The organism is Rhodococcus sp. G6(2025) (assembly GCF_058628105.1).
In genome coordinates this window covers 1,603,405-1,626,585 of the sequence record NZ_CP179750.1, presented here as the reverse complement: position 1 = coordinate 1,626,585, position 23,181 = coordinate 1,603,405, and the positions used below count along the sequence as shown (strand labels likewise).

General features: G+C 67.4%; 24 protein-coding genes. 8 read left to right on the top strand and 16 right to left on the bottom strand.

All coding sequences use genetic code 11. The features are described from left to right. Nucleotides 1-168 precede the first annotated feature (168 nt). From ACLIVD_RS07485 to couR, 3 genes are read right to left on the bottom strand one after another with little or no spacing between them, the layout of a single operon-like run. Complete coding sequence (locus ACLIVD_RS07485; protein ID WP_283330838.1) at nt 169-1,077, bottom strand: LysR family transcriptional regulator; 909 nt, start codon at nt 1,075-1,077, stop codon at nt 169-171. A gap of 6 nt (nt 1,078-1,083) precedes the next feature. Next, entirely contained in the window at nt 1,084-1,560 is a 477-nt protein-coding gene (locus ACLIVD_RS07480) for a DUF3237 domain-containing protein (protein ID WP_283330837.1), read from the bottom strand. A 6-nt stretch (nt 1,561-1,566) separates the two neighbouring features. Then, nucleotides 1,567-2,007 (bottom strand): MarR family transcriptional repressor CouR, encoded by a 441-nt coding sequence (gene couR / locus ACLIVD_RS07475; RefSeq protein WP_009478157.1) that lies wholly within the window; start codon nt 2,005-2,007, stop codon nt 1,567-1,569. Between the two features lie 114 nt (nt 2,008-2,121). On the opposite strand from couR, the gene couN reads away from it, so the two are divergent. The 3 genes from couN to couM are packed head-to-tail and all read left to right on the top strand — an operon-like array spanning nt 2,122 to nt 4,426. Continuing rightward, nucleotides 2,122-3,033, top strand: coding sequence for a 4-hydroxyphenyl-beta-hydroxyacyl-CoA dehydrogenase (couN, locus tag ACLIVD_RS07470; protein WP_283330836.1), 912 nt, complete (start codon nt 2,122-2,124; stop codon nt 3,031-3,033). Next, nucleotides 3,030-3,920, top strand: coding sequence for a 4-hydroxyphenyl-beta-ketoacyl-CoA hydrolase (gene couO, locus ACLIVD_RS07465; RefSeq protein ID WP_172649992.1), 891 nt, complete (start codon nt 3,030-3,032; stop codon nt 3,918-3,920). Before couN ends, couO begins: the two co-directional genes overlap by 4 nt. 32 nt (nt 3,921-3,952) lie before the next feature. After that, nucleotides 3,953-4,426 (top strand): p-hydroxycinnamoyl-CoA hydratase, encoded by a 474-nt coding sequence (couM, locus tag ACLIVD_RS07460; RefSeq protein ID WP_283330835.1) that lies wholly within the window; start codon nt 3,953-3,955, stop codon nt 4,424-4,426. A gap of 63 nt (nt 4,427-4,489) precedes the next feature. Here couM and ACLIVD_RS07455 read toward each other — a convergent pair whose 3' ends face one another. Next, a complete protein-coding gene (locus tag ACLIVD_RS07455; protein ID WP_005243850.1) occupies nt 4,490-4,669 on the bottom strand; it encodes a hypothetical protein in 180 nt (59 codons plus the stop codon). Between the two features lie 344 nt (nt 4,670-5,013). On the opposite strand from ACLIVD_RS07455, the gene ACLIVD_RS07450 reads away from it, so the two are divergent. The 3 genes from ACLIVD_RS07450 to ACLIVD_RS07440 all read left to right on the top strand — a co-directional run bounded on the left by ACLIVD_RS07450 (nt 5,014) and on the right by ACLIVD_RS07440 (nt 8,867). Continuing rightward, on the top strand, nt 5,014-5,778 hold the full coding sequence (locus ACLIVD_RS07450) for a pirin family protein (RefSeq protein WP_491932194.1): 765 nt from the start codon (nt 5,014-5,016) through the stop codon (nt 5,776-5,778). A 91-nt stretch (nt 5,779-5,869) separates the two neighbouring features. Then, the gene (locus ACLIVD_RS07445; protein WP_283330833.1) at nt 5,870-6,841 is read left to right on the top strand and encodes an intradiol ring-cleavage dioxygenase; all 972 of its coding nucleotides are present in this window, start codon (nt 5,870-5,872) and stop codon (nt 6,839-6,841) included. A 76-nt stretch (nt 6,842-6,917) separates the two neighbouring features. Continuing rightward, a complete protein-coding gene (locus ACLIVD_RS07440; protein ID WP_280784591.1) occupies nt 6,918-8,867 on the top strand; it encodes a M13 family metallopeptidase in 1,950 nt (649 codons plus the stop codon). A 3-nt stretch (nt 8,868-8,870) separates the two neighbouring features. Here ACLIVD_RS07440 and ACLIVD_RS07435 read toward each other — a convergent pair whose 3' ends face one another. The 11 genes from ACLIVD_RS07435 to ACLIVD_RS07385 all read right to left on the bottom strand — a co-directional run bounded on the left by ACLIVD_RS07435 (nt 8,871) and on the right by ACLIVD_RS07385 (nt 20,260). Next, nucleotides 8,871-9,935, bottom strand: a complete 1,065-nt coding sequence (locus ACLIVD_RS07435; RefSeq protein WP_283330832.1) for an ABC transporter ATP-binding protein — start codon at nt 9,933-9,935, stop codon at nt 8,871-8,873. Between the two features lie 17 nt (nt 9,936-9,952). Beyond that, nucleotides 9,953-11,272, bottom strand: coding sequence for an ABC transporter substrate-binding protein (locus ACLIVD_RS07430; RefSeq protein ID WP_283330831.1), 1,320 nt, complete (start codon nt 11,270-11,272; stop codon nt 9,953-9,955). Between the two features lie 18 nt (nt 11,273-11,290). Continuing rightward, nucleotides 11,291-12,145: a carbohydrate ABC transporter permease gene (locus ACLIVD_RS07425; protein ID WP_411194619.1), complete on the bottom strand. Its 855-nt coding sequence runs from the start codon at nt 12,143-12,145 to the stop codon at nt 11,291-11,293. A 41-nt stretch (nt 12,146-12,186) separates the two neighbouring features. Next, complete coding sequence (locus ACLIVD_RS07420; RefSeq protein WP_283330829.1) at nt 12,187-13,119, bottom strand: carbohydrate ABC transporter permease; 933 nt, start codon at nt 13,117-13,119, stop codon at nt 12,187-12,189. Between the two features lie 98 nt (nt 13,120-13,217). Beyond that, nucleotides 13,218-14,138, bottom strand: a complete 921-nt coding sequence (locus ACLIVD_RS07415) for a L,D-transpeptidase (protein WP_280784596.1) — start codon at nt 14,136-14,138, stop codon at nt 13,218-13,220. Between the two features lie 169 nt (nt 14,139-14,307). Next, nucleotides 14,308-15,987, bottom strand: a complete 1,680-nt coding sequence (locus ACLIVD_RS07410) for an FAD-dependent oxidoreductase (RefSeq protein WP_283330828.1) — start codon at nt 15,985-15,987, stop codon at nt 14,308-14,310. A 93-nt stretch (nt 15,988-16,080) separates the two neighbouring features. Next, nucleotides 16,081-16,302 carry a dodecin gene (locus tag ACLIVD_RS07405; RefSeq protein WP_280784598.1) on the bottom strand — a complete coding sequence of 74 codons (222 nt, stop codon included), beginning with the start codon at nt 16,300-16,302 and terminating at the stop codon, nt 16,081-16,083. A gap of 17 nt (nt 16,303-16,319) precedes the next feature. Continuing rightward, nucleotides 16,320-17,525 (bottom strand): serine hydrolase domain-containing protein, encoded by a 1,206-nt coding sequence (locus ACLIVD_RS07400; RefSeq protein WP_283330827.1) that lies wholly within the window; start codon nt 17,523-17,525, stop codon nt 16,320-16,322. A gap of 93 nt (nt 17,526-17,618) precedes the next feature. Further along, nucleotides 17,619-18,134, bottom strand: a complete 516-nt coding sequence (locus tag ACLIVD_RS07395) for a DUF6764 family protein (protein ID WP_105421188.1) — start codon at nt 18,132-18,134, stop codon at nt 17,619-17,621. A gap of 53 nt (nt 18,135-18,187) precedes the next feature. Beyond that, nucleotides 18,188-19,216 carry a non-homologous end-joining DNA ligase gene (ligD, locus tag ACLIVD_RS07390; RefSeq protein ID WP_283330826.1) on the bottom strand — a complete coding sequence of 343 codons (1,029 nt, stop codon included), beginning with the start codon at nt 19,214-19,216 and terminating at the stop codon, nt 18,188-18,190. Continuing rightward, nucleotides 19,217-20,260, bottom strand: a complete 1,044-nt coding sequence (locus ACLIVD_RS07385) for an ATP-dependent DNA ligase (RefSeq protein ID WP_283330825.1) — start codon at nt 20,258-20,260, stop codon at nt 19,217-19,219. A gap of 147 nt (nt 20,261-20,407) precedes the next feature. Here ACLIVD_RS07385 and lppU point away from each other — a divergent pair, with 147 nt between their 5' ends. After that, nucleotides 20,408-21,004 (top strand): LppU family putative lipoprotein, encoded by a 597-nt coding sequence (gene lppU, locus ACLIVD_RS07380; protein WP_283330824.1) that lies wholly within the window; start codon nt 20,408-20,410, stop codon nt 21,002-21,004. Between the two features lie 46 nt (nt 21,005-21,050). Here the strand turns inward: lppU and ACLIVD_RS07375 are convergent, their stop codons facing one another. Continuing rightward, nucleotides 21,051-22,181, bottom strand: a complete 1,131-nt coding sequence (locus ACLIVD_RS07375) for a magnesium and cobalt transport protein CorA (RefSeq protein ID WP_283330823.1) — start codon at nt 22,179-22,181, stop codon at nt 21,051-21,053. Nucleotides 22,182-22,485: 304 nt separating this feature from the next. Here ACLIVD_RS07375 and ACLIVD_RS07370 point away from each other — a divergent pair, with 304 nt between their 5' ends. Next, the gene (locus ACLIVD_RS07370; RefSeq protein WP_283330822.1) at nt 22,486-23,181 is read left to right on the top strand and encodes a 3'-5' exonuclease; all 696 of its coding nucleotides are present in this window, start codon (nt 22,486-22,488) and stop codon (nt 23,179-23,181) included.

Sequence of the window (23,181 nt, the reverse complement as noted above, 5' to 3'; positions counted from 1 at the left end):
GTTCCTACCTGAATGTGAAGGGCATCCGGGAGTTCGGAGGGGCCTCGAGGCGGGTGCGGCACCGGGGATCGGAGTCGTCCAGGTCACATCCGCGCCGCCGAGGGAGACTCTGCCAAAGAAACCGATCACCGTCCAAGAGCAGTATCGGCACCGATTGATAAGCGATCGTTATTGCTCGTCGGCGACGGTGTCCGGCGACGGCAGCACCTCGTCGGCGAGGTCGAGGACCGTCCGCACCACCGGCGATACGGGACGGTCCGACCAGGCCAGCGCGGCCCGGACTTCGTATCGGCCGGCATCGAGGGGAACGAGGACCACCCGATTGGGATACGTCTGGACGTCACCCGGCACGAGCGCCACACCGACCCCCGCCGCGACGAGGGCGGTCAGGACGATCCCGTCGGTGGTCTCCTGCACGATGTTCGGCGTGAACCCGACATCCCGGCACGCGGCGAGCAGATCGCGGCGGAGCGTGGATCCGGTGGCGGCGGGATTCGCGACGAACGTTTCGTCGCGTAGTTCCGCGAGGTCGATCGACTTCCGTTCGGCGAGTGGGTGATCGCTGGGGAGCAGTGCACTGAGGTACTCCACCGAGATCTGCCGCGTGAGCACATGGGGGTGGGACACCGCGTCCGAGACGATCCCGAGGTCGAGTTGCCCCTCCCAGATTTCGTCGAGGATCTGCCCACTGACCGTCGCCCCTTCGAGAACGAGATCGATCAGGGGATACCGACGGCGCACCGACCGTGCCAGAGAGGACAATTCGGTCTGCCCGTAGGCGCCGCTGAAACCGACGCGGACGCGACCCTCGACCGCCGGATCCGCGATCACCGCGGCATCGACGGCGCGGTCGATTCCGGCGAGCGCGTCCCTGCACGGCTGCAGGAAGCGCTCCCCCGCCGCGGTGAGCCGGACCGATCGCGTCGTGCGGTCGAACAATTTGACGCCGAGGCGTTTCTCGAGTTGCTGCACCTGCTGACTCACTGCGGGTTGCGCGATGTGCAGCACCTCGGCCGCCCGGCCGTAGTTGAGTTCTTCGGCGACCGCGACGAACGACTTCATCCAGCGGATCTCCACGACCGGTCAGTCCACCACGAACACCGTGAGACGCACCTCGCCGGGAAGGCGCTCGCCGGTGCCGACGAGGATCCGTGAGCGCAGCCACGACCACCGGCCCTCGGCGGCGGTGAGCCGCGGCGTGCAGCGGAAGTAGATGCGCTCGGGTGGCACGGCCTCGCCGTCGACCAGTCGGGCGATGTCTTCGGCGGTACCCGAGCGCAGCCCGAAGTTGGTGACGTAGATGCGGTCGCCGTCGTCGGTCTCGATGGCGTACTTGGCCTCGAGCTCGGTGAGCGTGGACGAGCTGAGCAGCTGGAAGTCCGCCCCGACCGGCAGCACGGTGCCCCGCAGCTCGGGGCCCTCGACCCGGCCACCGACGATGGGGATGATGCGACGTGTCCCTTCGGGCGTGGACCCGATCTCCACCGGCTCGGCCACCTCCACGACGAACGTGGCGAGGAACGACATGCCGGGCGGGGCCGGGGCGAGGAGCTCGGTCATCGCGCCCTACTCCACGAAGGTGGGAAAGGCGATGCTCTGCAACGTGTCCCGCATCTGATTGACGACCGTGTCGGGGATGCCCTCGAAGTAGCGTCCGTGCGCGGCGTCGACACGCGCCTTGGCGTCGTCGCGGAGCCGGCGCCCTTCCTCGGTGGCGGCGATCAGTTTGTTGCGGCGATCCGAGGGGTCGAGGGTACGCACGACGAGTCCGCGTTCCTCGAGTTCGTCGACCAGCCCCACGATCTGACTGGGGTCGAGACCCATGGTGGCGGCCACCCCGCGCTGGTTGACGCCCTCGGCCTGCTCACAGGCGAGAACCAGGACCGAGTAGGAGCGCACCCGCAGACCCGTGGGGACGAGGGCCTTGTTCACCGCGCCCAGCACCATTCCGCCGACGCGCGAGAGCAGGAACCCGATGTCGTCCGATAACGCCTGCGACTCTGCCATGCGACGACCCCCTTCTGATGATTGTCGGTAGAGTAGCAGACCTTAATCATTGACATTCTCAATCATCAATGATTACGTGTGATCCAGCGAACACGACCTTAGGAGAATCACGACATGGACCTCAGCAACAAAGTCGCCGTAGTCACCGGCAGCGGACAGGGCCTCGGACTGGCATACGCCAAGGACCTGGTGCGCCACGGCGCCGCGGTCGTGATCAACGACGTCAACCAGGCCACCGCCGACGCCGCCGTCGCCGAGATCACCGCCGCGGGCGGCCGGGCAGTCGCCGTCGTCGCCCCGGTCGGCAGCACCGAAACCGCCCAGAAGCTGGTCGCCGGCGCGATCGACGCATTCGGACGCCTCGACGTCATGGTCACCAATGCCGGCATCCTCCGCGACAAGGTGCTGTGGAAGATGACCGACGACGACTTCGACGCCGTGATCAACGTGCATCTGCGCGGCACCTTCACCTGCGTACGCGAAGCCGTCCTGAAGTTCCGCGAACAGGGCGACGGTGGTCGCATCATCTGCATCGGCTCCCCCGCCGGCCAGCGCGGCAACTTCGGGCAGACCAACTACTCGGGCGCCAAGTCCGGCATCGTCGGCATGGTCCGCACCTGGGCGATGGAACTGCAGCGCGCGGGCATCACCGCCAACGCCGTCTGCCCTGTCGCAGCGACGGCGATGACGGAGACCGTCCCGTTCCTGGCCCCCTACATCGAGGGCATGAAGAACGGCGAGCCGCTCCCCGACATCATCCGCCGCGAGGTGGGCCTGGGCACCCCCGAGGACGCCGCAGGCATCATCTCGTTCCTCGCGTCCGACGCGGCCGCCGAGATCACCGGCCAGGCGTTCGCCGTCGGCGGCGACCGCCTCGCGCTGTGGTCGCACCCCGACCTGACCGCGGTCGAGTACCACGACGGTGGCTGGTCGGCCGACGACATCGCGGCTCAGTGGAACGGCACGTTCGGCGACGCCGTCCAGTCCGTCGGCGAGGAATTCCCCGAGGAGCTGATGGCGAAGTGAGCCGCTACGAGTACGGCATCGACTTCGACAAGATCGACGCCATCGACATCCACACTCACGTCGAGATCGACGGCTGCGGGCACCGGTCGCTCGACGACGAACTGATGGCCGCCTCGGAGAAGTACTTCAAGTCCGGGGAGGAACGCACCCCGTCCATCGACGCGATCGCCGATCACTACCGCTCGCGCAACATGGCCGCGGTCGTGTTCACCGTCGACGCGGCCTCAGCCAGCGGACACGCCGCCAACTCGGTCGAGGAGATCGCCGAGGGCGCGGCCCGCCACAACGACGTCCTGATCCCGTTCGGATCCGTCGACCCCTGGCAGGGCAAGGCCGCCGTGCGGCGCGTGCACCGGCTCGTCGACGACTACGGCGTGAAGGGATTCAAGTTCCACCCGAGCATGCAGGGCTTCGAACCGAACGACCGGCAGTTCTACCCGCTCTACGAGGCGATCACCGAGGCCGGGGTCCCCGCCCTGTTCCACACCGGTCAGACCGGGATCGGCGCCGGGCTGCCCGGCGGCCACGGCATCAAACTGCGCTACTCCGACCCGATGCTGCTCGACGACGTCGCCGCCGACTTCCCCGACCTCACCGTGATCATGGCCCACCCGTCGGTGCCGTGGGTCGACTCGCAGATCTCCATCGCCACCCACAAGGCCAACGTCTTCATCGACCTGTCCGGGTGGTCGCCGAAGTACTTCCCGCCGCAGCTGGTCAAGGCCGCCAACAGCATGCTCCGCGGCAAGGTGCTGTTCGGCTCCGACTTCCCCGTCATCCAGGTCGACCGCTGGATGAAGGACTTCGAGAACCTCGACATCAAACCCGAGGTCGCGCCGCTGATCTTCAAGCAGAACGCGCTGCGCGTTCTCGGCATCAAGCACTGACCCGGCCCCACCGAACCACCAGGAGACTTATCATGACCACCGCAACCACCACCCGCGTCGCCACCCTCGCCGACCTCGCCGCACTCGAGGGCCAGCCGCTGGGCACCAGCTCGTGGATCGACATCCCCCAGCAGCGAATCAACACGTTCGCCGACGCCACCGACGACCACCAGTGGATCCACGTCGACCCCGAGCGCGCCAAGGCGGAGAGCCCGTTCGGCGGGCCCATCGCCCACGGCTACCTCACGTTGTCGCTGATCATCCCCATGTGGGACGAGGTACTGACCGTCGACAGCGTCACCATGGCCGTCAATTACGGTCTCAACAAGGTCCGATTCACCAACCCCGTACCCGCCGAGGGACGCGTCCGGCTGAACGCGACGCTGCAGTCCGTCGAGGAGCTGCCCAAGGGCGGCGTCCAGGTGACCGTCGCCGGGCAGATCGAACTCGAGGGCAGCGAGCGTCCCGCGGTAGTCGTCGAGGCCGTGTACCGCTTCTTCGAGTGACCCACCTGTGAGTACTTATTAACCGCCCGGGGTTAATAAGTACTCACGGGTGGCGAAGCCGCACTACTCGGGAGCCTGGTCGTCGGGCTCGACCTGTTCCGCCTGCTTCCGCTCGGACGCGTTGCCCGCGATTCCCTTCGCCTCGCGCTCGGCCACCAGCCGGTCTTCCATGTCGTCGACGAGGTCTGCGATCCGCTGGTGCTCGGGGAGGTGCTGATCGTGTCGATCCGAATTCGCCTTCATCACGCTCCTTCCGCTGTGTGCGACGGGCCGCAAATCCTGCGACTTCCGGACGCACAATTCGAACTGTACGCCGCGGGCCCGGCCGAAGCGGGCATTCACGGCGGCACGAACTGGACGCCCGTCTTTCGGGCATTTCGCACCGTCGGTGAAACCTGTTGCCGAACACCACCTTACGGACGTCAGGTTCGCCAATGTCGCACTGCGCAACCTCATTTCGCCTTCGACGCGGGTCCTCCACCGCTGCCGGCAGGCGATGAATTCGATGCACAATCGACACCGTCTTGCGAGTACCTGCAGCCGGCACCTCGTACTCTGGACCGGGTACCACCCGAAGGAGGACCGATATGCCAGCAGTCACCACACCTCATGTCTATGTTCATCGTGCCGGCGATCGGCTGAAAACCAAGATTTCCTGGTTGGATTCGAAGCACTCGTTCTCCTTCGGCCAGCACTACGACCCCGACAACACACACCACGGGCTGCTCCTCGTGAACAACGACGACACCGTGCTCCCCGGTCAGGGATTCGACACGCACCCGCACAAAGACATGGAGATCGTCACGTGGGTGCTGCGCGGCTCGCTCGTCCATCAGGATTCGATCGGCCACTCCGGCATCATCTATCCCGGCCTTGCGCAACGCATGAGCGCAGGCAAGGGCATCATGCATTCCGAGAAGAACGACAGCTGGCGCCTCGAGGGTGAGCAGCACCACGAGCCGGTGCATTTCGTCCAGATGTGGGTGGTACCCGACGAAGCCGGCCTCACTCCGAGCTACGAACAACTCGAGATCGAGGACGAGATCCTCAAGGGCGCGCTGATGCCCGTTGCGTCCGGAATGCCGGAATACAAAGATAATTCGGCGATCCGGATCCACAACAAGCACGCGGCCCTGCATGTCGCGCGACTCTTCCCCGGCGCATCGGTGACGCTTCCCGAAGCGCCGTTCCTCCACGTCTTCGTCGCCCGGGGCACCGCGGAGATGGAGGGTGTCGGCACCCTGTACGAGGGGGACGCCGTCCGGCTGAGCGCCTCCGGTGGCCAGCAGGTCACCTCGCACTCCGGCGCCGAGGTCCTCGTCTGGGAGATGCACGCCCGCCTCGGCGGGTGAGTTCCCAGCAAGTTCACAGCCGGACGGCACGCTGCGCGCAGGTTCGTGCGCCACGATCAGGTCACAGCCCGATCATGGAGAGGTACGCATAGTGAACAAGGACGTCGAGAAGAGCCGTCTGCGCATCAGCCGCCGCCGCGCACTGGCGGTCGGTGGAACGGTGAGCCTGGGTGGGCTCATCGCCGCCTGCACCGGGAACGGGAGCAGCAGCACGTCGGCGTCGGCCACGTCGACCGCAGCCGCATCCAGTGCCGCGACGAGCGCCGACACCGTGAGCGCCCTGCTCGACCAGGCACCGCGGTGCGTCCTGGCCGTCGAGGAGACGCAGGGACCGTACTGGTTCGACGTCGACTCCATCCGCAGCGACATCCGCGAGGACCGGCCGGGCACGAACCTGCAGCTCGCACTGCGGGTGCAGGACCTGACGAATTGTTCCGCGGACGGCTCCGCCGCGGTGGTGAGCAATGCCGTCGTCGAGATCTGGCACTGCGACGCGGGTGGGGTGTACTCCGGCTTCGAGTCGGGTTCCGAGGCCGCGGACCTCAGCGGCAACGGCGCCCCCGCAGGCGCGCCTCCGGCGGGCGGACCCGGTGGCGGCCAACCCCCGGCCGGTGCTCCCGGTGGCGCAGGTGGTCCCGGTGCGGGTGGTCCCGGCGGCGACATGTCCGGCGGTTCGGGTGAGACGTCCGACGGGTCCTACAGCGTCGGCGACAGCGAGGCCGCCACCACGGACGACGGCACCTACCTGCGCGGCGCCCAGACCACGGACGCGAACGGTGTCGCCCAGTTCACCACCATCTTCCCCGGTTGGTACATCAGCCGGACCACCCACATCCACCTGAAGGTGCACATCGACAAGAAGACGGTGCTCACCACCCAGCTGTTCTTCGACGAGGCCCTGCTCGACGAGGTGTACGCGACCGCGCCGTACTCCGATCACACCGGACGCGAGAACAACGTGAACAACTCCACCGACAGCATCTACGACGCCGCCGGCCTGCTGACCGTCGCCAAGCAGTCGGACGGCTACCTCGCGGCGATCAACCTCGGCATCGACGTCTGATCGATCCCCGGTCGTCTGTTTCGCCCTGAGCGCAGTGGTGGACCTCCCGGCGCGGAACGGTGTAAGGATGGAACGCATGACCACGGCTCAGCGCTCCGGCATCGACCTCACTCACCTCGACAACGACACCCGCGCCCAGGACGACCTCTTCGTCCACGTGAACGGCAAGTGGATCGACGACTACGAGATTCCCGCGGACCGGGCGATCGACGGCGCGTTCCGCACGCTGTACGACAAGGCCGAGGTAGACGTCCAGACCATCATCGAGGAGGCGGCGGACTCCGGCGCGGCGCCGGGGACCGACGCGCAGCGCATCGGTGACCTGTACGGCAGCTTCATGGACGCGGATGTCGTCGAGGCCGCGGGGCTCGCACCGATCGCGGGCGAGCTCGCCGACGTGGCCTCGGCCGCCGACCTCTCCGCGCTCGCCGCCGTCATCGGCCGCCAGCAGCGCACGGGGGTCGGCGGAGCCGTCGGCCACTACGTCGACACGGACGCCAAGAACTCCGAGCGTTACCTCGTCCACTTCAGCCAGTCGGGCATCGGCCTGCCCGACGAGTCGTACTACCGCCAGGACGACCACGCGGAGATCCGCGCGGCGTACGTGAAGCACATCGCGAAGATGTTCGCCCTCGCAGGCGTCGACTACGACGCGCAGCGCGTGTTCGACCTGGAAACCAAGATCGCGGCCGGTCATTGGGACGTCGTGAAGCGTCGCGACGCCGAGCTGAGCTACAACCTGCTCACCCTCGACCAGCTCCCCGCCGGGTTGGACTGGTCGTCGTGGATCGGCGCGCTCGGCGGCACGTCCGAGCAGTTCGCCGAGATCGTGGTCCGCCAGCCCGACTTCCTCACCACGCTGACCGAGCTGTGGACGTCCGAGGACATCGACGACTGGAAGGCGTGGGCGACGTGGAACGTCATCCGCTCCCGCGCCCCGTACCTCACGCAGGCCCTGGTCGACGAGAACTTCGCGTTCTACGGGAAGACGCTGACCGGTGCCGAAGAGATCCGTGAGCGCTGGAAGCGCGGCGTGTCCCTGGTGCAGGATCTGCTGGGCGAGGCCGTCGGCAAGCTGTACGTCGAACGCCACTTCCCGGCCGACGCGAAGGCCCGCATGCAGGAACTCGTCGCCAACCTGCAGGAGGCCTACCGGCGCAACATTTCCGACCTGGACTGGATGAGCCCCGAGACGCGGCAGGCGGCGCTCCGCAAGCTGGAGAAATTCACGCCCAAGATCGGCTACCCCGACAAGTGGCGCGACTACTCGGCCGTCACCATCTCCCGCGACGACCTGGTGGGCAACTACCGCAGCGGCTACGCGGCGGAGTACGACCGCGACCTCGCGAAGCTCGGCGGCCCCGTCGACCGGGACGAGTGGTTCATGACACCGCAGACGGTCAACGCCTACTACAACCCGGGCATGAACGAAATCGTTTTTCCCGCAGCCATTCTGCAGCCTCCGTTCTTCGACGCCGCCGCAGACGACGCCGCCAACTACGGCGGAATCGGTGCCGTCATCGGTCACGAGATCGGCCACGGCTTCGACGATCAGGGCGCCAAGTACGACGGCGACGGCAACATGGTCGACTGGTGGACCGACGACGACCGGACCGAGTTCGGCAAGCGCACGAAGGCGCTGATCGAGCAGTACAACGAATTCGAGCCGAAGGCGCTGCCCGGACACAGCGTGAACGGCGAGTTCACCATCGGTGAGAACATCGGCGACCTCGGTGGCCTGTCCATCGCCATCGCGGCGTACCGGATCGCCACGGAAGGGTCCGAGCCCGAGGTTCTCGACGGCCTCACCGGTATCCAGCGGGTGTTCTTCGGCTGGGCACAGGTGTGGCGCACCAAGGCCCGGGACGCCGAGGCGCTCCGCAGGCTGGCCGTCGATCCGCACTCGCCGCCGGAGTTCCGCTGCAACGGCGTGGTCCGCAACCTCGACACGTTCCACGACGCGTTCGACGTCCAGCCGGGTGACGCCCTGTATCTGGATCCGGAGGAGCGCGTCAAGATCTGGTAGCGACTACCGCAGACGGTTCCCCGTCGCCGCGGAGAAGAAGTACACCTCGCCGGGCTTCGGCTGCAGGTGCACCCTCTCCCCCGCGGCGACGGTGCGGGTGCGGTCCACCCGCACCACCACCTTCCCGGACGTCCCGGACGCGTACACGAAGGACTCCGCCCCGAGTTCCTCGAGCAGGTCGGCGTCGACGGTGTACGAGTCCTTGCGCCACGACCCCACCAGCACCCACGACTCCGGGCGCACCCCGACGATCACGGAGCCGTCCCCGATAGCCGAGTGCGGCACGGGAATTCGCAGGTCGCCCAGTTCGGCGACGCCGTCGCGGATCGGGGTGTCCATGAGATTCATCCCGGGCGAGCCGATGAAGCCGGCGACGAACGTGTTGACCGGGTCGTCGTAGAGATCGCGGGGCCGGGCCACCTGCTGGAGGCGCCCACCCTGCATGACCGCCACCCGGTCGCCCATCGTCATGGCCTCCACCTGGTCGTGGGTCACGTACACGGTGGTCGTGCCGAGCCGGCGCTGCAGGCCCGCGATCTGCGAGCGGGTGCTCACCCGCAGCTTGGCGTCGAGGTTGCTCAGCGGTTCGTCCATGCAGAACACCTTGGGGTGCCGCACGATGGCCCGGCCCATCGCGACCCGTTGACGTTGCCCGCCGGACAGTTTCGCCGGTTTGCGATCCAGCAGCGGTTCGAGTTCGAGCATCCGCGCCGCTTCCAGCACCCGTTCGGTGCGTTCCACCTTCCCGACGCCGGCGTTGCGGAGCGCGAAACCCATGTTGTCGGCGACGGTCATGTTCGGGTACAGCGCGTAACTCTGGAACACCATGGCCACGTCCCGCGCCCGGGGCGGCAGCGCGGTGACATCGGCGCCGCCGATCTCGATGCGGCCCGCCTCGACGGCTTCGAGGCCGGCCAGCATTCGCAGACTGGTCGACTTACCGCACCCGGACGGACCCACCAGGACGAGGAACTCGCCGTCCGCGATGTCGAGGTCCAGCCGATCGACCGCCGGTCGATCGGCTCCGGAATAACGGTGGGTGACACCTGCGAACTGCACGTGGGCCATGGATGTTCCTTCTCCTCCTACTGGGGCAGCTTGGGTGTGATCTGGCGGTCGATGATCTGCTGCAGTTGCGTCCCGACGCCGGCGAACGTCGCCGCCACGTCCGCATTCTGCAGCGCGATCTGCTCGAGTCCGGTGCCGATGATTTGGTCGCCGCCGGGCACGAACACCCGGGCGTAGTCCTGCGACCGGGTCTTCGCGAGCTGGTCGACGGCGGTGCGCGCGTTGGGGTTCGCGTCGAGGTACGCCTTCATGCTCGGGTCCTCGACAGCGGACTTGCGGACGGGCATGTATCCGACGTTCTGGGAGAAGTACGCGGTGTTCTCGCCGTTGGTCACGAAGTCGATGAACGTCAGCGCGTTCTTCTTCCGCTCGTCGGAGATCCGCGCCGGAATCGCGAGGCCCGCGCCACCGGTCGGGCAGCCCGACGCGCCCGACGCGGGGAGGAAGGCGGTGCCGAAGTCGAACGCGGCCGACTTGGTGATCCCCGACAGGTCGCCGGTCGAGGCGATGGTCGACGCGAGGATGCCGGCGCCGAACTCGTTGGCGATGTCGCTCGACACGGCCGCGTATTTCTTCGTGTGGATCATGTCCTTCAGGAACGTCCCCGCGGCGACTGTCTTCTCGTCGCCGAACTTCAGGTCCCACTGGTCCGAGTACGCCCCGCCGAACGTCCAGACCGGCCCCTCGAACGTCCAGCCCAGGTAGTTCTTGGCGTCGCCCCAGCCGTGGGCCAGCTTGCCGCCGCCCATCACCCGCTGCAGTTCGGGACCCCACTCGTCGAACTCCTGCCAGGTGGCGGGCCCCCGGTCGGGCAGTCCGGCCTGCGCCCACACCTGCTTGTTGTAGTAGAACAGCGGCGTCGACCGCGCATACGGAAGGGCGTAGTGCCTGCCCTCGAACAGGTAGTCGGCGAGCAGCGAGTCGACATAGTCGGAGGAGTCGACACCGACCTCGCCGAACAGTCCGTCGAGCGGCTCGATGGCCCCGGTCAGGGCGTAGTTGAACCACCAGACGTCCGACAGGACCACCACGTCGGGCAGTTCGCCGCCCGACAGGGCCGCGTTGAACTTCTGCGAGACCTCCTCGTAGTTCTTTCCGCCGTCGACGAGGTTCACGGTGAGGTCGGGGTATTTCGCCTGGAACCGGTTGATCAGTTCCCGTTCGACGTCCTGCGACTTGCCCGGGTGGTTGGACCAGAACGTGATGGTGTTCGCGTCGCCCGCCGCGCCGGACGTCGCCGACGAGCCCGACCCCGACCCGGCGCACGCGGACAGCGCGGCGCCGGCGGCCACCGCGCCCGCCAGCCCGAGGAATCCCCGACGGTTCATCCGATTCATGTCTCTCCTCGTTCTCCGCTATCCCTTGACCGCACCCGATGTGAGGCCCTTGATCATGCGCCGTTGCAGCACAAGGAAAACCACGAGAATCGGCAGCATCGTGAGTACCGTTCCCGCCATGACCGGACCCCAGTTGGTGAGCCCGTCGTTGTTCTGGAGTTGGGTCAACCCGATCGGCAGCGGCGCGACGGACGCGTCGTCGGCCATCAGGAACGGCCACAGGTATTCGTTCCACTCGGTGACGACGGTGATGATCGCGAACGCCACCATGGTGGGCCCGGACACCGGCAGGATCACCCGCCACAGCAGGCGGAAGTGGCCTGCGCCGTCCATCCGGGCGGCCTCGATGATCTCGGTGGGGATCGACAGGAAGTGGTTGCGCATCAGGAACGTTCCGAACGCGACCCCGGCGAGCGGAACGATGATGCCGTGAAAGCTGTTCCGCCAGCCCCATTCGGCGACGAGTGCGTAGTTGGAGATGACCGTGATCTGGTTGGGCACCATCAAGGCGGCGATGATGCCGAGGAACACGACGTTCTTACCCGGGAACCGCAGGAACACCAGTCCGTAGGCGCTGAACACGCCGAGTGCGAACTTCACGACGGCCAGCACCCCGGTGATGATCACGGAGTTGCGCAGGAACGTCCAGAACGGCACCGACGTGGTGGCCTCCGAGTAGTTCTCGGGATGGAAGGTGCCGGGCCACCAGGTGACCGGCAGGGTGTAGACGTCCGGGCGATCCTTGAAGGACGTCATCACGATCCAGTACAGCGGCAGGGCCACCATGACCAGCACCGCCACCATCGCGGCGTATCCCAGGGCCGTCACGAGCGCTTCCCGGCGGCGATGGTCACGGGCCGGGTCTGTCGCCACCGGCACCTCCGTGCTGCGCTGTTCGCGCAGTGTCTCCGCGGTCACCGGACCTCACCGCGATCCATGATCCGCACCTGGTAGACGGTGATCCCTAGCAGGACAAGGAACATGATCGTGGCCACGGTGGCGCCGTAGCCGGCACGGAAGTTGCGGAACGACTCGTTGTAGACCTGGTAGACCATCGTGGTGGTTCCGGTGCCGAGCGGACCGCCCCGGGTCATCACGTTGACGATGTCGAACACCTGAAGGGAGCCCAGCATCACCGTGATCGAGAGGAAGTAGGTGGTCGGACGCAACTGCGGCAGGATGACCCGGCGGAACGTCGTCCACCGGCCCGCCCCGTCGATCTCCGCGGCCTCGGTCAGCTCACGCCGCGTGCCCTGCAGTGCCGCAAGGTAGATCACGAACGTGTAGCCGAGGTTCTTCCACATGTAGGTGACCGTCACCATGAACAGCGCCCAGTGCGGGTCCTGATAGAAGTCGGGGACGGAGTCGATCCCGACACGGTGCAGCAGATCCTGGATCAACCCGAAACGGGGATCGAACACGAACTGGAACGCCACGCCGATCGCGGCTCCCGAGATGACGAACGGCGCGAAGATCGCCGAGCGGACGAGGTTGCGGCCGTGCAGGTTACGGTCCAGCAGCACGGCGAGCGCGAGACCGGCGATCATCGATCCCACCACGGTCGCGACGGTGAACACGACGGTGTTGCCGACGATCTGCCAGGTGTCGGTCCGGCTCCACCACTCGCGGTAGTTGTCCCATCCGACGAACGTGGCGACGGGGTCGGCGATGTTCCAGTCGAAGAACGACAGCCGGATGTTGTCGACCAGGGGCCGGTAGGTGAACAGTACGAGCAGAACCAGATTGGGACCCACCAGCGCCGCGAACAACGCATAGTCCCGCCACGGACGCCCGAGCAGTCCCTGCTTTCCCGGCGACGGCAGGGAACGTTGCGGACTCGATCTCACTGCGGCAGTCTGACGACCGATGACGAATAGCCGGTGAATTGCCGTAGCCCGCACATTGAACTGTGCGGGCTACGGGAAGAACGCGGTGGGAATCGGGGTCAGCGGTTCCAGTCGCCGAGACCGTCGGAGCCGCTCAGCACGCCGCCCGCGGTGTTCTGCACGACCACGGCGTCACCCTTCTTCGAGTTCTCGTAGAACCACTTGGCGTCCTCGGTACTCACGTTGAGGCAGCCGTGACTGACGTTGGTGTTGCCCTGGGCGTCCACCGACCACGGTGCGGCGTGGACGAAGATGCCGCTGTACGACATGCGGGTGGCGTACTCGACGTACGTGCGGTACCCCTCGGCCGAGTCGACCGGGACTCCGTACGTGGACGAGTCCATGTACATGTCGCGGAACTTGTCGCCGATGATGTACGTGCCGTTCGGCGTCTCGTGATCGGTCTTACCCATCGACGTCGGCATGGTCTTGACCACTTCGCCGTTCCGGGTGACGGTGATCTGCTTGGTGTTGTCGTCCGCGGTCGCCACCAGCGCGTCGCCGATGGTGAACGTGGAGTGCGCATCGCCGGCATCCACGGTGACCTCGGTGTTCGCGGGCCAGAACTCGGTGGGCTTCCAGCGCACCTGGCTGTCGTTGATCCAGTAGAAACCACCCTCGACGGGCTGGCTGGTGGTGACCTTGATGGCCCGCTCGGCGGCGGCGCGGTCGCCGATCGCCTCGTTGAAGCGGATGATCACCGGCTGCGCGACACCCACGACCTCGCCGGCGCCCGGGTTGAGGGACGGAGCCGAGAAGTTCGCGGGCGCGGGTGCCGGTTCGGGAAGCGGCAGCTGCGGCGCGCCGGGCAGCCCGGGAAGGGTGGGAAGACTCGGAATCTCCGGTCCACCGGGAAAGAGCGGTGCGGCCTGTGCGGCCCCGACCAGCGCAGTTCCCGAGACGACGGCCCCGGTCAGTGCGACGGCGACGCGCGAAGACCAGTGCTTGTTCCTGGAAAAACCGATTCCTGACTTGCCCATATGACCACTCTCGTTCGACGACGTGTGCAACGCGCGTCCCCGACGGACCTACCAATCGCGCACTGCCATTAACACACATCATCCGGCCGCGAGCAATTTGCCCGCAATCGTTGCCGCTCCGCGGCCTGCGGGGAGGTGGTGTCACCGAGTGGTCAAGAAGTGTTCACGATCAGGTCTCGGCGCGGGCGGCGGCGAGCATGCTTTCGATGGTGATCAGCTTGGTGCGCGTCCGGCCGGCCGCCTTGCCCCCGGCGCGTTCGGTCTTGTCGATCCGCTGCCAGCCCTGGTAGTCGACAGCGTCGGGCGCACGCTCGGCGATCAGGCGGTCGAGAGCCTCACGTTCGGCGGGCGCGTCGAGCCGACCGGCGGAGAAATCGTCGATCAGCATCTTGACCGTCTCCGCGGAGCAGTACTTGTTGGTGCCGATCACGCCCGTCGGCCCGCGCTTGATCCAGCCCGCCACGTACACGCCGGGCACCGGCGCGCCGGTCTCGGGATCGATCACCCGGCCGTTCTCGTTGGGGATGACGCCGCGCCGGTCGTCGAAGGGGATGCCGGGCACGGGTTGACCGCGGTAGCCGATCGAGCGCAACACCAGGCCGGTGTCCAGCGTGGAGGTGACGTCGGAGGGTTTGGCGCTGAGCCGTCCCGACGCGTCCGCGACCATCTCGTTCTTCGCGATGCGCACCGATTCGACGGTGTCGGTGCCGAGAATCTCCACGGGTGACGTCAGGAAACGCAGCACGATCCGCTTCTTCGCCGGATCGGCGGTGCGCCGGGCGAATTCCTCGACCTGCCGCACCTTGTGGCGCTGCGACGGCTCGGCCTCGTCGCCGTCGACGAACGCGCGGCTTGCCGGGTCGAGCACCGCTTCTTCCGGGTCGACCACGATGTCCACGTTCGGCATCAGCCCGAGCGCGAGGAGTTCGGGGTTGGTGTAGGCGGCCTGAGCGGGGCCGCGGCGGCCGAGAATGACGACCTCGCGGATGTTGCTCGCCCGCAGCGCCTCGAGGGCGTGGTCGGCGAGGTCCGTCTTCGCCAGGATCTCCGGATCGGTGACGAGGATGCGGGCCACGTCGAGTGCCACGTTGCCGTTGCCCACGATGACGGCCCGCTCCCCCGACAGGTCGAACGTGTGGTCGGCGTAGTCGGGGTGGCCGTTGTACCAGGCCACGAACTCGGTGGCGGCGTGGCTGCCGACCAGATCCTCGCCGGGAATGCCCAGCGTGCGGTCGCCTGCCGCGCCGACCGCGTAGATGACGGCGTGGTGGTGCGCGAGCAGTTCCTCGTGGCTCACGTCCCGGCCCACTTCCACGTTGAAGTGGCAGTGCACCGTGCGCTTGCCGACGACGGAGCGGAACTGGTCCGTGACGCCCTTGGTGCCCGGATGGTCCGGCGCGACACCGGCGCGCACCAGCCCGTACGGGGTCGGCAGGCGGTCGAAGATGTCGACCTCGACGCGCGGCTTCGCGGTCAGTTCCATCGCGGCGTAGCAGGCGGCCGGACCCGACCCGACGATCGCGACGTGGAGCGTGCCGAGGGCTGCGTCGATCTGCGGCAGCTTGAGCGGCTCGGGCCAGTCGGGGCCGATGGGGTGCTTGGTGTAGTACTGCGCGTTGATGTCGAGGTACGGCTCGTCGACCTCGTCGAGGTCGTTCTCCGCGTAGATCGCCTCCACCGGGCACTCCTCGACGCAGGCCCCGCAGTCGATGCAGGTGTCCGGGTCGATGTACAGCATTTCCGTGGTGGCGAACGGCTTCTCGTCCGGTGTGGGATGGATGCAGTTGACCGGACAGACATCGACGCACGATGCGTCGTTGCAGCACGGCTGCGTGATCACATAAGTCACGGTTCTCCCCTACCTGAGTACGCGCAGTCCGACGTCGGGATGTGACACCAGACTATAACGTGTTCCAATTTTGCGCGAGAACCGTGCGCGATGTCAGACCGCGTCGCCAGGCTCCACACGGAATCCGACCTTCACCGTGACCTGGTAGTGCGCGATGGCGCCGTTCTCGACGTGACCCCGGGTCTCGACGACCTCGAACCACTCGACGTTGCGCACGGTCTCGTTGGTCCGCGCGATGGCGTTCTCGACGGCCGCGTCGGTACTGTCGCTCGACGAACCGACGACCTCGACAACTCGGTACACGTGATCACTCATCGGGATTCCTTTCGTGGTTACTTGCCGTTCCGGACGATCGCCTGCGCCTCGACACCGAGCCGGGCCAGACGAAGATCACCGAGAGCCGTGAGGGAACTCCCGAGTCGGTTGGTGACGAAGCCCAGGGACAGTCCGCTGTCGAGGTCCGCGTAGGCACCGGACCCGCCGACGCCGTAGTGCCCGATCGCGTTCCGCGGTTGTTCCCGGGACGCGAGGATCGGCCGGTGGTAGCCGAGGGACCACTGCGGGCGGATCCCCAGGACGTAGTCGCGGTCGTGGGTCTGCACCTGCGACATCTGCGCGATGGTGGCCTTGCGCAGGAACCGGTGTCCGTCCAGCCTGCCCCCGTTGGCGATGGCGCCGTACATGCGCGCGAGCGCCCGCGCGCTGAACACGCCGTTCCAGCCGGGCATCACCGCGTCGTGCACAGCGGGGTTCCGGACCAGCACGTCGAATCCCTGGGGCATCGCCGCCTCGGCGAGGCCGCGGGTGGGGCCGACGAGCGAGAGCACGTTCGACGTGAGCTCCCAGTTGAGGCCGGCCGGGTTGATGTGCGGAAACAGCTTCGCGATCCGTGGACGGTGCTGTCCGGGAACCTGATACCAGAAGTCGTCGACGCCGAGCGGGCCCGCGATTTCGTCCTGCACGGCCTGGACGAACGGCTTCCCGGTGACGCGTGCGATCAGTTCGGCCACCAGCCACCCGTAGGTGACGGCGTGATACCCGGGACCGCGCAGCCTGCGCGGATCCGCCGGGGTGGCCGCGAGGGCCTGGACGACGGCGTCGTAGTCGAGGAGATCGAGCGGGCTTCGCATCAGGCCCCGGACCTTGTGCAGTCCGGCCCGGTGGGTGAGGAGTTCGCGAACCGTGATGTCGTCCTTGCCTGCCGCGCCGAACTCGGGCCAGTAGCGCGCGACGGGCGCGTCGTAGTCGATCAGCCTGCGCTCGGCGAGGCGGTGGACGACCGTGCTGGCCACACCCTTTCCCGTCGAGAACGACAGGGCGACGGTGTCGCGGTCCCATCGGCGGTCGCGGTCTGCCCAGCCCGCCCAGATGTCGAGGACTTTCTCACCCCGGAAGTACGCGGTGAGCGCCCCGCCGCCGTGCTGTGGTTGCCGGTACATCGCGAAAAACCGGTCGGCGAGCGGCAGGAACCGCGGATCGACGTGCAGCTCCGTCCGTGGCACGGACGCGGGCCGGGGAACTCGAACGCTGGTCGTCATCGACCACCTCCGATCTCGCTGCCGTATCTCCTACGGCAGTTGCGTCAACCCATTGTGACTACCGTCACCATACGACGCGGACCGGGGTGCCGTTCAGGGAAGCCGCCACACTGTTATGCCGTCGCTCAGACACGCTTGACCTGCAAGGAAATTGATCGCAAGCGACGGTCCAGCGGCGCACACCACGCCCTTGGCCGGATCCGCGACCAGCGCCTGCCCTCCCGGACCGCTCAGCACCAGCGCGGGACCGGCACTGTCGACCGTCCCGATGGCGACGCTCTGGGGCCCGACCGCCACCGCGGCGACTGCGCCACGACGTGCCTCGGCGGCACCGACACCCCCTCCCAGGCCGGCGCCGAGCGCCGCTCCCGCGTGGGCTGCGTCGGCGAACCCGACACCGTCCGTGCCGAACGCCGCCGAATTGCTGCTCGTATCGGCGTTGGCCCCGCACGCGGTGCGGTCGACGACCGTGGTGTCACCCCGGCCCGGTGGGGACACGCAGGACAGGGACACGGCCGACGCGGTCGCCGGCGCGATCATCAGGGTCCCGAGTGCCGTCGCGACGACACCGAGGACGAGTCCGGCAGTACCGACTGTCGTACGTTCCATGGCGACCTCACATTGTTCCCGACCCGACCGTCCCGAGCCTACGTGAGCGCCGGCTATTTGCGGTCTCGGTCCCGACTCGGTTGTACCCGCTTGGGTTCCCCCGGCATTTTGGGGTAATTGGGTGGGTACGGCAGATCGCCGAGACCGTTCGCGGCGTCCCGTTCGGCCATCTCCAGCAGCACGTCGAGCGATTGCGCCACGTCACCCATGGTCGCCATGGGATCGCCGCGCTTCGCGAGCAGCGCGGGCACGGTCGCGATGGTGAAGTCGTCGGGGTCGACGTCCACCAGTTCCTCCCAGGTGACCGGCGTCGACACGGTCGCGATCGGCGTCTTGCGGGCCGAGTAGGCGGACGCGATGGTCTTGTCCCTGGCGTTCTGGTTGAAGTCGAGGAAGATGCGTTCGCCGCGTTCCTCCTTCCACCAGGACGTGGTGGCCCGGTCGCCGCTGCGCCGCTCGATCTCCCGGGCGAGGGCGATGCCCGCGCGCCGCACCTCGATGAAATCCCAGCGCGGTTCGATGCGGAGATACACGTGCAGCCCGCGGCCGCCCGACGTCTTGGGGAAGCCGACGAGACCGAGTTCGTCCAGCAGCGGCCGGAGCACGTCCAGCGCGACCGCCCGGGCGTCGTCGAATCCGGTTCCCGGCTGCGGGTCCAGGTCGATGCGCAGTTCGTCGGGGTGATCGACGTCGGGGCACCGGACCGCCCACGGGTGGAACGTGATGTTGCCGAGGTTCGCCGCCCACACGATGTTCGCGGCACTGCGCACGCGGAGCACGTCCGCCTTGCGGCCGGACGGGAACGTGACCTCGCACGATTCCACGTGATCGGGCCGCTTCGCGGGAACCCGCTTCTGGTAGATCTCCTCGCCCTCGATCCCGTCGGGGAACCGTTGCAGATGCGTCGGCCGATCGACCAGGGCGGTCAGCAGCGCACCGTCGAGTGCCACGGTCCGGTAGTACTCCACCAGGTGCCGTTTCGTGCCGCCCTCGGCACCGAGTTTCGGGTAGTAGATCTTGTCGGGGTTCGACAGCCGCACGGCGACGCCGTCGACGTCGAGTTCTTCGGCAGGACTCGCCATCTAGGAACCTCCGGCCAGGACGTCGGCAAGGTCGTATCGCACCGGGACCTCCAATTGTTGGAACGTGCACTCGTCGGGCGTCCGGTCCGGGCGCCAGCGCAGGAACCGCGCGGCGTGCCGGAACCGGGCACCCTCCATCTGGTCGTACGCCACCTCGACGACGCGTTCGGGGCGCAGCGGCACCCAGGTTCGGTCGTTGCCGGACTGCCACCGCGTCGGCGCCCCGTCCGCGACGACGTCGTCGCCGACGCGCAGCTCGTCGAGTTCGGCGAGCAGTTCGATCCGCCGCGCCGCCGTGAACGCCGACGCACCGCCGACCATCGCCATCTGGTCGCCGTCATACAGTCCGAGCAGCATCGACCCGATCCCCGGCTGACTCTTGTGCGGCCGGTATCCGATGACGACGCAGTCGGCGGTGCGGGCGTGCTTCACCTTCACCATTTCCCGCTTGTTCGGCAGGTACGGGCCCACCAGCTTCTTCGCCACCACCCCGTCGAGGCCGGCCCCCTCGAACGCCTCGAACCACTCGGTGGCCGTCGCACTGGATTCGGTGGCGGCGGTGACGTGGCAGCTGGGTCCGCCGCCGACGGTGTCGACGAGCTGCGCGCGGCGTACCGAGAAGTCCTCGCGGGTGAGGTCGCGGTCGCCCAGGGCGAGCAGATCGAACGCGACGAACTGCGCCGGGGTCTTCTCGGACAGCATCGTCACCCGGCTCTCGGCCGGATGAATGCGCTCCGACAACGACTCCCAGTCGAGCCGGGTGCGGCCGTCGATGTTGCGCGGGACGACGAGTTCGCCGTCCACCACGCACCGCTGCGGCAGTTCGTCCTTCACCGCCCGGACGAGTTCGGGAAAGTACCTGGCCAGATCCTTTCCGCCGCGGGACCCGAGCACCACCTCGTCGCCGTCGCGGAAGACGAGGGTGCGGAAACCGTCCCATTTCGGTTCGTAGGACCAGGCGAGCCCGGACTCCGGTTGCGCCGGAACGGACGACGCAGCCTTCGCGAGCATCGGCTGTAACGGAGGCATCACGGGGAGATCCACCCGTCCATACTGTCACCACAATTGGCAAATCGGACGGCGATGTAATCAAATAATGCGCGACACGGCAATCGCGGTGGACACGATCGAGGTGGCACGGTCATCTCGGAGGAACGGGTGGCGGACGGTCACCTGACGGAGGGGTCAGACATGACAGGGTTAGTTCGGCGGGTGTGTACCGCAGTCGTCGCGTTGTCGGCGACGGCAGTTCTGGTGGCCGGGTGCGGTTCGGACACGACGCCCACCGCGGTGCCGGAGTCGGGTGCGTCCGCGGCCACCACGTCCAGCGAATCGACCACCGTGATCGACGGGCAGGAAGGCGAGGACGCCGGCGGCGACGTCGACTTCGAGGTCGCGATCGGTGAGTGCGTGAAGCTCGGCGGCACCGTCTCCGACGCCGAGATCGACAAGGCGGTGTGCGGCAGCGCCGATTCGAACTACAAGGTGATCGCCAAGGCCGCGAAGAACAGCCAGTGCATCAGCGACGCCGACTCGTACTACTACGAAACCCTCGGCGGCATCGAGCAGGGCGCGATCTGCCTCGACGTGGACTGGGTTATCGGCGGGTGCATGGATGTCGGCGGCGAGGATCCCGCGCGCATCGATTGCGGCGACACCACGGCCGTCGACGGTGTGAAGGTGACGGAGATCGTGCAGGGCGCCACGTCCGTGGACTCGTGCAGCACGTCGTCCAACGGATACGAATACTCCGAGCGCAAGTTCGTCGTCTGCGTCGACGAACTCTGACAGCAGGCGCCGGCCGGCTGCGGGCACTGCCCGCAGCCGGCCTCGCTCACAACCAGCCGCGGCGTTTGAAGATCGTGTACAGCCCGGCGCAGGTGAGCATCATCAGCGACAGGGCGAACGGATACCCACCGACCCAGTGCAGTTCGGGCATGTGGTCGAAGTTCATGCCGTAGACCGTCCCGATCAGGGTGGGCGCGAACAGGATCGCCGCCCATGCCGAAACCTTCTTGATCTCCTCGTTCTGCGCGTAGCTGGCCTGGGTCAGGTTGCGCATCTCCTCGTTCTGCTCCTGCGACACCAGGGTGGCGTTGACGGTGAGGATGTTCCCGAGCAGCTGACGGAAGCCGTCGGCCCGCTCCACGACGACCGTCGCGTGGTCGGTGACGTCACGCAGGTAACGCTGCAGTTCCCCGTCGGTGTTGTACTTCTCGAATCCCGCCGACAATCCGCGCAGCATACCGAGCAGCGGCCTTGTGGCCCTCTGGAATTCGATGACCTCGCGGGTGAGTTCGTAGATGCGCCGCGACACGCCCGGCGCTCCGCTGAACACCTCGGTCTCGATCTCGTCGATGTCGTTCTGCAGTCCGGCGACGACGGGCGCATACCCGTCGACCACGGCGTCGAGGATCGCGTAGAGGACGGCTTCGGGTCCGAGCCGGAGCAGGTCCGGGTTGCTCTCCATCCGCCGGCGGACCGCCGACAGGTCGGGGGATTCGCTGTGCCGGACCGTGAGCACGAACGTCGGACCGCAGAAGACGTGCAGCTCACCGAATTCGACGCGCTCGGTCTCGTCGCAGTAGCGCGCGGCGCGCAGGACCACGAACAGCGTCTTGCCGTAACGCTCCAGCTTGGGCCGCTGGTGGGCGACGATCGCGTCTTCGACGGCCAGCTCGTGCAGGTCGAATTGCTTTGCTGCCGCATACAACTGGGCGTCGTTCGGCCGGTACATCCCGATCCACGCCATCGACGACGCGTCCGGCAGGCTCGCGAGCGCCTCGGACAGGGTGGCCGGGGTGGCCGTCTTCCGGCCGTCGCGGTAGACGGCGCTGTTGACCACCGTTTCCTCGGCGGGCGTCGGTTCGACGGGCCGGCGGGTCACCGCGTGACCGGCGTCGGCGTCGGACAGACCGGCGGAACGGCTGGGGAGGAGGGAACGGATCGGGCGCAGCTGAGGCATGACACGGGGCCTTCGAGGGAAAGGGGGCAGCGCGGAACAGCGCTGAGGAACACGGACCGTGAAACCGCGCACCTACCGGTGGAACGGTTTCAGTTGGTACTCGGAGGTTGGCTTCTCATCGGATGCCACACCTCCTTGCTCTCTCGAAAAGGCAGTTCACGACCTCGGCGAACTGCAGACCGGAGGACACGATACCCCCGGCGACCGGCCACGACAACCTGGGATCCCCGCCGTGTCGGTCCCGGATCCGGCGCCCGCCGCGGCCGATACTGGGCGGGCAACGAATCACCACCGAGAGGCCCCCATGACCAGCTGGTCGGACAGACCGATCTGCGCGTTCGATCTGGAGACGACGGGGCCTGACCCCACCGACGCCCGCATCGTCTCCGCGTGCATCGCCGTCGTCGACGCTCACCACTTCGAGTCGCGAACGTGGCTGCTCGACCCGGAGGTTCCCATCCCGCAGGGCGCCTCGGACGTGCACGGAATCTCCACGGAGTACGCCCGGGCCAACGGGCAGGACTACGCCACCGGGTACGGCGAGATCCGCGAGGCTCTGCACGACGCGTGGACCCGCGACCATGCCGTCGTCGCGTTCAACGCCTCCTACGACCTGACCGTCATGCACACCGAGGGCCTGCGCCTCGGGCTGACCGAACTCGTCACCGGCATCGTGGTCGACCCGTACGTCATCGACCGCGAGATGGACCGGTACCGGAAGGGCAGGCGCACACTGGGCGCGGTGTGCGAGCACTACGGCATCGCCCTCGAGGACGCCCACGAGGCCGAGGCCGACGCGATCGCCGCCGCACACCTCGCCCGGACCCTCGCGCAGGAGTACCCGAATCTGCGGGCCCTCGACATCATGACGCATCAGGCCGGCTGGCACGCCGAACGGCAACGCGACTTCGCCGACTACCTCGTCCGGCAGGGCCGGGACGCATCGGACGTCAACGGCGAGTGGCCGATTCGCGGTCTCGCCGGGTTCCGCATCGCCTGA